This is a genomic window from Sphingomonas sp. FG14 (assembly GCF_057809675.1).
Genome location: NZ_JBMDKK010000025.1, coordinates 39,118 through 46,061 on the forward strand (window position 1 = coordinate 39,118; position 6,944 = coordinate 46,061).

Sequence of the window (6,944 nt, forward strand, 5' to 3'; positions counted from 1 at the left end):
ACGCGATCGCCGCGTGACGATCGCGGCGTTTTCGGCGAAGAGGCCCGGATGCCCACGCTCTTCATCTTCGGACTCGGCTATACCGCATCGCGCCTCGCCGCGCGGCTGCGCGCGGAGGGCTGGCGCGTCACCGGCACGGGGCGCGCGGGCGATGTCGCCTTCGACGATCCGGCGGCGGTGCTGCCTGGCCTTGCCGGCGCGACGCACCTGCTGTCGGGCGTGCCGCCCAAGGAAGAACGCGATCCGGTGCTGGCCGCCTATGGCGAGGCGATCCGCGATTTCTGCGGCTGGCGGGGCTATCTCTCCTCCACCGGCGTCTATGGCGACAGCGGCGGCGCCTGGGTGGACGAAAGCGCGCCGATCGGCGCGGGCCGGCGCACCGCGCGCGCGGAGGCGGACGCGGCATGGCAGGCGCTGGGCGCCCATGTCTTCCGCCTGCCCGGCATTTACGGACCCGGCCGCTCGCCGCTCGACCGGGTCGCCGCCGGCACCGCGCACCGCATCGCCATGCCGGGACAGGTCTTCAGCCGCATCCATGTCGACGATATCGGATCGGGCGTGATCGCCGGGTTCGGCGCGCCGCCGGGCGCATACAACCTGGCCGACGACCTGCCATGCGCGCAGAACCAGGTGATCGCCCATGCCGCCATGCTGCTCGGCGTCGCGCCGCCGCCGTTGCTGGCGATCGACAATGCCGGCCTGTCGCCCGCCGCGCGCGCCTTTTATTCGGAGAACCGGCGCGTCGCGAACGGCAAGGCGAAGCGCGTGCTGGGCTGGCGCCCCGCTTTTCCCGACTACCGCGCCGGGCTGGGCGCCCTCAGCGCGAACAACAGCCCGACCAGCGCCAGCGCGCAGCCGGCGATGGCGAGCGGCGACCAGCGATAACCCTCGAACACCGTCGACAGGAACATCGCGATCACCGGGATGATCACCCCCGTATAGGCGGCCATCGCCGGGCCGATCATGCGGATCAGCCCGAAATAGAGCGTGAAGGCCAGCGACGAGGCGACGACCCCCAGATAGAGCAATCCCGCGATATAGCCCGCGCGCCATTCGATCACGGGCGGCCCGGCGGTGATCCAGGCGAACAATCCGTCACAGAGCGCGCCGATCAGCATCGCCCAGCCGAGCATCGTCGCCATCGGATAGAGCGCGGCGCGGCGGCTGGCCTGCATGACATTGGCGGTGGAGGCGGCGAACACGCCCATCAGCGTGAAGCCGATGCCGATCAGCGTGCCGCCCTGCGAGGAATGGTCCGCCCGCGCCTCGTGCACGAACAGCAGCCCGATCCCGACGATCGCCACCCCCGACGCGGCCAGGAAGCGGCCGCTGACGCGCTTGCCCAGGAAGATCCAGGAAAACAGTGCGTTGGGCACGATCAGCAGCGCGAAGACCAGTGCGACCAGCCCCGAGGTGATGTGCTGTTCGGCGCGGTAGACGAAGTTGAAATTGATCACGAACTGCGCCAGCCCGAGCGCCGCCGCGAACGCAAGCCCGCCGCGATCGAGCCGCAGGCTTTCCCGCCGGACGCGGGCGACGGCGAACAGCACCAGCCCGGCGATCAGGAAACGGTAGCAGATCGACCAGCTTGGCGGCACATGGCCGAGCTGATCGCGGATCACCAGCCAGGTCGATCCCCAGATCAGCGTGACCGCGACGAAGGGGAATGCAACCGCCGCGCGCGTCGGAGCAGGCGTTCCCCCGGCGCTCACAAGCGTGCGATCGCGTCCGCGAGCGGGCGGATATCGTCCACGCTCTGGTTCCAGCTCGTCACCAGCCGCGCCTCGCCATCCGCCCAGTCGTAGAAATCGAAGCCCAGCGCGCGCAGCGACGCGGCCTCCGCCGCCGTCACGCGCAGGAACACCTCGTTGGCCTGGACCGGATAGAGCAGCCGATCGCCCGCTGCATCACCCAGCAGCCGCGCGCCCGCATTGGCGGCGCGCGCATTCTCCAGCCACAGATCGCCGTCGAGCAGCGCCAGGATCTGCGCGGCGAGATAGCGGCCCTTCGACATCAACTGCCCGGCGCGCTTGCGGCGGTAGAGCGTTTCCTCCGCCAGATCGGTGCGGAAGAAGATCAGCGCCTCCGCCGACATCGCGCCATTCTTGACGAAGCCGAAGCTGAGCGCGTCCACGCCCGCGCGCCACGTCACATCGGCGGGCGCGCAGCCCAGATGCGCGATCGCGTTGGCGAAGCGGGCGCCGTCCATATGCAGGCCCAGCCCGCGTTCGCGGCACAAGGCGCCGAGCGCCGCCACTTCGCCGGGCGTGTAGACCTCGCCATATTCGGTGGCGTTGGTGATCGACAATGCGTACGGCTGGACGTTGTGGACCGCCTTGCGGATCGGATCGATCACGCCGCGCACCATCTCCGGCGTCAGCTTCGCGCCCGGCCCGGCCGCCGTCATCAGCGACGCGCCGTGCGTGAAGAAGCCCGGCGCGCCGCATTCGTCCACCTGGATATGCGCGTTGCGATGGCAGACGATCCCGCCATGCGGCGGGCAAAGCGCCGCGAGCGCCAGCGAATTGGCGGCGGTGCCCGTCGAAACCCAGAGCGCGCGCACCTCGGTTTCGAACAGTTCGGAAAAGCGCGCATCGAGCGCCTGGCTGTGCGCGTCGCCATCATAAGCGGTGTCGACGACGTTGACCTCGGCGAGTGCCGCGAGGACAGCGGGGGAGACCGGGGCGGCATTGTCGGAGAAGAAGCGCATGAGCGCCCATTGCTGGGCTTGGCGGTTCAGGTCAACGGCCAGTTGGCGCGTGATGGCATCTGTGGGCGAAGGGTCGCCCCTGTCGCTCCAGCGAAAGCTGGAGCCCATGCGATCCGTCGGGCAGCGATGGACGTGCAGGCATCGTATGGGCTCCAGCTTTCGCTGGAGCGACGGTGATGTTGGTCAGGTGGGCGTCTCTCACCCGCCCGCGCGCTTGCGCCGCGTTTCCCAGCCTTTCCTGGCGGCGGCGGAGCGATCGGCGGCGGAGCGGCGGCTGGATGCGGCGCCGCCCTTGCGGCCGCCCTTGCGCGCGGATTCGTGCGTGTCCTTGCGGCCCCGGCCCGATCCGGATTTGTTGCCGCCGCCCGAGTCCTTGTTCACCGTCGCCCAGGCGCGGCGTTCCGCCTCCTCGTGGCTGACGCCGCGATCCTCATAGCCTTGTTCGATATGTTCGGCCTTGCGCTTCTGCTTGTCGGTATAGCTGCTCTTGTCGCCACGCGGCATGGTCGTTCCTCCTCCATGACCCGCTCCACCCGCCAACGCACCGGCGCGGCAAAGCGTTCACCGTCTCGGAGAAACTTGCCTCAGGCCGCCGGTCCGTCTCCGTTCAGCGCGCGGTTCAGCGCGTCGCGATCCAGCGCCTTGTCCCACCGCGCGACGACGACGGTGGCGACCGCGTTGCCGATGAAGTTGGTCAGGCTGCGGCATTCGCTCATGAAGCGATCGATGCCCAGGATCAGCGTCATGCCCGCGACGGGCACCGACGGCACGATCGAGAGCGTCGCCGCCAGCGTGATGAAGCCCGCGCCCGTCACGCCCGCCGCCCCCTTCGAACTGATCATCGCGACCAGCAGCAGCGCGATCTGGTCGCCCAGCGACAGATCGACATTGCACGCCTGCGCGATGAACAGCGCGGCGAGCGTCATGTAGATGTTGGTGCCGTCCAGGTTGAAGGAATAGCCGGTCGGCACCACCAGCCCGACCACCGGGCGCGCGCAGCCCGCGCGCTCCATCTTGTCGATCAGGTTGGGCAGCGCCGCCTCCGACGAGGAGGTGCCGAGCACCAGCAGCAATTCCGCCTTCAGATAGCGGATCAGCTTCAGGATCGAGAAGCCGTTCAGCCGCGCGACCACGCCAAGCACGCCGAGCACGAAGATCAGCGAGGTGAGATAGAAGGTGGCGACCAGCGCGCCCAGGTTGACGAGCGATCCGATGCCATAGGCGCCGATGGTGAAGGCGATCGCGCCAAAGGCGCCGATCGGCGCGGCGCGCATCAATATGCCGACCAGGCGGAAGACGACGAGCGAGACGCGTTCGAGAAATTCGAGCACGGGCTGGGCGGGTTCGCCGACCAGCGACAGCGAGATGCCGAACAGGATGGCGACGAACAGCACCTGCAGGATCGATCCGCCGGTGAGCGCGGAGACCATCGTGTCCGGAATGATCGCCAGCAGGAAGCCGGTGATGCTGGTTTCGTGCGCCTTGGCGCTGAAATCGGCCACCGCGCCCTTGTCGAGCGTCGCCGGATCGATATTCATGCCCGCGCCCGGCTGGACGACATTGGCGACGATCAGCCCGACGATCAGCGCCAGCGTGGAGAAGAACAGGAAATAGGCGAAGGCCTTGCCGGCGACGCGGCCGACCGAGGCGATCTCCTTCATGCCCGCGATGCCCGTCACCAGCGTGAGGAAGATCACGGGCGCGATGATCATCTTCACCAGCTTGATGAAGCCGTCACCCAGCGGTTTCAGCGACTCCCCAACATCGGGCCAGAAATGGCCGAGGATCGCGCCCAGCACGATCGCGATCAGCACCTGGACGTAAAGCTGGCCGGCCAGCCGCCGCCGTCGCGGCGCGGCCTCCACGCCATATTCGGTCGCAACCGGCGTCACCATATCCTGCCCGCTCCGTTCACCATCGCGTTTCCCCCCGTTCGGCCGGGCCTGTCGCACGATCCGAAACGCCATGCAGTAAAGAAGAACGGGGCTTCGACAAGCTCAGTCGGAACGCACGGTGAAAGAAAACCGCTATCTTCGTTCGGCTGGCCCGTCATTCTCGCTGGGCGGCGGCAGCACCGGCGGCTGCACGCGGCGTTCGGGCGGCGCGGGCGCGTCGTCGCGCGGGCCACGGATGCGCAGCGTCTCGTTGCCGAGATCGATGCCCAGCTCGACATCGCCGATCTGCGCGTTGATCGCCATGTTGCCGAGATCGAGGTCCAGGCCATTCTCCGGTTCGGCCTCGACGGCGGCAGGGGGCGGCGCGTCGTTGAGCGCGCGGCCCATGAAATCGCGCCAGATCCGCGCGGGCAGCCCGCCGCCCGCGACCCCGCCCAGCGGGCTGTTGTCGTCATTGCCCACCCACACGCCCGTCACCAGATCGCCCGCGAAGCCGACGAAGATCGCGTCGCGATTGTCCTGCGTCGTGCCCGTCTTGCCATAGGTGCGCGTGCGCAGCGCCGCCGAGCGCCCGGTGCCGTTGTTGGCGGCCGCCGAAAGCAGTTCCAGCATCATGTCGTACGTATCGTCGCCCAGCGTACGCTGCCGGTCCACCAGCTTGGCGAACCAGGTCCGCTCCGCATCGGGCAGGCCATGCGCCTTCACCGGATAGCGGTTGCCCGCGACGGCGGCATAAGCGGAGGTCAGTTCGAGCAAGGTCATGCCCGATGTGCCGAGCGCCATGCTGGGTTCGGTGTGGAGCGGGCTGGTGACGCCCAGGTCGCGCGCGGCGCGGACGACATCCTCCTGCCCCACCTGCTCCGCCAGCCGCACCGCCGCGACGTTGCTCGACCAGGCAAAGGCCTGGCGCAGCGAGATCTGCCCGCGATAGCGGCCGCCATCGTTGCGCGGCGTATAGTCGCCGATCGTCACCGGTTCATCGGCGATCATCGTATCCGGCGTCATCCCCTCGCGCAGCGCCGCCAGATAGACAAACAGCTTGAAGGTGGAGCCCGGCTGGCGCCGCGCCTGCGTCGCCCGGTTGAACGCGCCGTCGCTGTAGCGCTTGCCGCCGACCATGGCGACGACGGTGCCGTCGGGCCGCATCACCACCATCGCGACCTCCGCGCCGCCCAGCGCGGCGCGGCGCACCGCCTGTTCGGCCATGCGCTGGAGCCCGCTGTCGAGCGTGGTCGTCACCGTCTGCTGTTCATAGACCTGGCCGGACCGGTCGCGCGCCTCCGGCAGCACCCAATCGGCGAAATAGGTGCCGGTCGCCATCGTCTTCACCGGACGGACGTTCAGCTTCACCGGCGCCATCGCATCGCGTTCGGCCTGTTTGAGATAGCCCGCCTCCACCATCGCATCGGCGACGACGGCGGCGCGATCGCGCGCGCCCTTCAGGTTGACGGTGGGCGCCAGCCGGCTCGGCGCCTTGAGCAGGCCCGCAAGCATCGCCGCCTGGGCGGTGCTCAGCTTTTCGGGCTCGCGGTTGAAATAATGGAGCGCGGCGGCGCGCAGGCCATAGACATTGTCGCCGAAATAGACGTTCGACAGATAGCGCGCCAGGATCTCGTCCTTGCTCAGCCACGCTTCCAACCAGAAGGCGATCAGCACCTCGCGCAGCTTGCGCGCGGCGGTGCGGTCGGCATTGAGGAACGCCACCTTGGCGAGCTGCTGGGTGATGGTGCTGCCGCCCTCGCGCACGCCGCCGGCCAGCAGGTTGCGCCACGCCGCGCGCGCGATCGCGATCGGATCGATGCCGAGATGATTGTAGAAGCGGCGATCCTCGATCGCGAGGAAGGCCTGCGGCACATGTTCGGGAAGCTGGGCGATCACCACCGGCTTGTCGATGATCGCGCCCTTGCGCGCGATCGGCTTGCCGTCCGCCGACAGCAAGGTGATGCTGGGCGGCGCGATAGGCTGGAGCGATCGGGAAAGCGGCGCCGTCACCGCCAGCCAGGCGAACAGCAGCATGAAGACGATCAGCAGCCCGAGCAGGCAACGCTTGATGATCTTGCGGCGGCGCGGCCACCGGCTCTGCGGCGGCGCCTCGACCGGCGCGACGCCGGGCGCCGGATTGGTCCTGTCCTCCGGAAACGGCGGAACGGGCGTATCGGACTCAGTCACATTCGCTGTACTAGATGATCAATACAGCTTCGGCGAGCCCTATTTACAGCGGGCTGCGGGAGCCCGCCTTATACGAAGGTTCACTGATGTGAACCCATGCACCGCCCGCCCCGCCTCCCCACCCGACCACCATAACCCAGACTCTTATACACATATGACGCTGACGAAGA

6 protein-coding genes are annotated in these 6,944 nt (G+C 68.4%); 1 reads left to right on the forward strand and 5 read right to left on the reverse strand.

Annotated elements, in window-relative coordinates; translation table 11 throughout:
• The first annotated feature begins 48 nt into the window (after nucleotides 1-48).
• Entirely contained in the window at nucleotides 49-885 is an 837-nt protein-coding gene (locus ACODTA_RS28125; RefSeq protein WP_489070765.1) for a Rossmann-fold NAD(P)-binding domain-containing protein, read from the forward strand.
• Here ACODTA_RS28125 and ACODTA_RS28130 read toward each other — a convergent pair.
• The 5 genes from ACODTA_RS28130 to ACODTA_RS28150 all read right to left on the reverse strand — a co-directional run bounded on the left by ACODTA_RS28130 (nucleotide 795) and on the right by ACODTA_RS28150 (nucleotide 6,774).
• Nucleotides 795-1,712 (reverse strand): DMT family transporter, encoded by a 918-nt coding sequence (locus ACODTA_RS28130; protein WP_489070749.1) that lies wholly within the window; start codon nucleotides 1,710-1,712, stop codon nucleotides 795-797. The two genes, ACODTA_RS28125 and ACODTA_RS28130, sit on opposite strands and share 91 nt — an antisense overlap.
• Nucleotides 1,709-2,710, reverse strand: a complete 1,002-nt coding sequence (locus ACODTA_RS28135; protein WP_489070751.1) for a threonine aldolase family protein — start codon at nucleotides 2,708-2,710, stop codon at nucleotides 1,709-1,711. Before ACODTA_RS28135 ends, ACODTA_RS28130 begins: the two co-directional genes overlap by 4 nt.
• Nucleotides 2,711-2,908: 198 nt before the next feature.
• Nucleotides 2,909-3,214 carry a plasmid stabilization protein gene (locus tag ACODTA_RS28140; RefSeq protein WP_489070753.1) on the reverse strand — a complete coding sequence of 102 codons (306 nt, stop codon included), beginning with the start codon at nucleotides 3,212-3,214 and terminating at the stop codon, nucleotides 2,909-2,911.
• 80 nt (nucleotides 3,215-3,294) lie between these two features.
• Nucleotides 3,295-4,605, reverse strand: coding sequence for a dicarboxylate/amino acid:cation symporter (locus tag ACODTA_RS28145; protein WP_489070755.1), 1,311 nt, complete (start codon nucleotides 4,603-4,605; stop codon nucleotides 3,295-3,297).
• A 132-nt stretch (nucleotides 4,606-4,737) separates the two neighbouring features.
• The gene (locus ACODTA_RS28150; RefSeq protein ID WP_489070757.1) at nucleotides 4,738-6,774 is read right to left on the reverse strand and encodes a transglycosylase domain-containing protein; all 2,037 of its coding nucleotides are present in this window, start codon (nucleotides 6,772-6,774) and stop codon (nucleotides 4,738-4,740) included.
• Between the last annotated feature and the right edge of the window lie 170 nt (nucleotides 6,775-6,944).